This window comes from Shewanella sp. SG41-4, assembly GCF_014164505.1.
GTDB lineage: Bacteria > Pseudomonadota > Gammaproteobacteria > Enterobacterales > Shewanellaceae > Shewanella.
Window position 1 is genome coordinate 1 of record NZ_JACJFI010000605.1, and the last position, 1,299, is coordinate 1,299.

General features: G+C 39.9%; 1 protein-coding gene and 1 pseudogene. Both read left to right on the forward strand.

What is annotated here, in order from left to right; all coding sequences use genetic code 11:
- A pseudogene (locus H5202_RS22590) lies at window positions 1-361 on the forward strand (30S ribosomal protein S6--L-glutamate ligase); the annotation flags it as partial.
- 164 nt (window positions 362-525) lie between these two features.
- Complete coding sequence (gene ndk / locus H5202_RS22595; protein ID WP_041413046.1) at window positions 526-957, forward strand: nucleoside-diphosphate kinase; 432 nt, start codon at window positions 526-528, stop codon at window positions 955-957.
- Window positions 958-1,299: the final 342 nt, after the last annotated feature.

Here is a 1,299-nt window from a genome sequence, read left to right on the forward strand (position 1 = left end):
TATTGCTGAAGCAAAAGGCGCTGATATTCGCTGTTTTGTATTGGGTGACAAAGTCATTGCTGCAATGAAACGCCAGGCAAAGCCGGGTGAGTTTCGCTCTAATTTACACCGTGGCGGCAGTGCCACGCTGGTTAAATTAACTCCAGAGGAGCGCTCTGTTGCGCTTCGCGCTGCAAAAACAATGGGTTTAAATATTGCTGGGGTCGATTTATTACGTTCTAACCATGGTCCGGTTGTGATGGAAGTCAATTCTTCCCCTGGTTTGGAAGGCATTGAAAAAGCGACTCAAAAAGACGTGGCAGATGCCATTATTTGCTTTATGGAAAAGAATGCCAGTAAGAGCACTAAGTCTGCGCAATAAGATTTAGTTATCCCAAATACAACAAAAATAGGTCATGTTAATAAAAATGACCCATTCTAGTGATGAAATATCACTGTAAAAGTGGATAAGGCTAGGAATATACGGTTAAATTACGTATAATCCGCGCGAATTTTTTAAACTTGCTCACATTAAGGAAGCTAGTTATGGCGATCGAACGCACATTTTCTATTATCAAGCCAGATGCAGTTGCTAAAAACCACATTGGCGCTATTTATAACCGTTTTGAATCAGCTGGTCTTAAGATCATTGCTTCTAAAATGGTACAACTATCTAAAGAACAAGCTGAAGGTTTCTACGCTGAACATAGCGCACGTCCTTTCTTTGGTGCTTTAGTTTCTTTCATGACGTCTGGTCCAGTAATGGTTCAAGTGTTAGAAGGCGAAAACGCTGTTTTAGCTAACCGTGAAATCATGGGTGCAACTAACCCAGCTGAAGCAGCTCGTGGCACTTTACGTGCTGACTATGCTGCAAGCATCGACGAAAACGCAGTTCACGGTTCTGATGCAGTTGAATCAGCAGCACGTGAAATTGCTTACTTCTTCAGCGCTGATGAAGTGTGCCCACGCACTCGTTAATCATTGCTGTAAGTTGATAAAAAAGGAGCTTCGGCTCCTTTTTTGTGTCTGCTGTGCAGAGGTTCCTCTCTTTACTTGTTTAATCTATAGCTTTTTCACGTTTAATGGGCCCAGTTTATCGTATTAAGTTGACTAAAAACGCTATAACTCATTAACAATAACGTGAATGTCTAGTGTGTTTATGTTGTGTAAAATATGGCATCTGTATTTCGTTAGAACTTGACTCATTTTATACCAAATTTCATTGAATCTGCTTTGTCATCCCTTTATCAATCGTATTTGTTTGGAACAATTTTATGGTTTTTTTGAATAAAATTCGTCTATGGAAATACTAATCTGTTA

What these genes read in the sequence shown, in the direction of transcription:
- ndk (WP_041413046.1), top strand. Translation starts at nt 526, where the DNA reads ATGGCGATCGAACGCACATTTTCTATTATCAAGCCAGATGCAGTTGCT.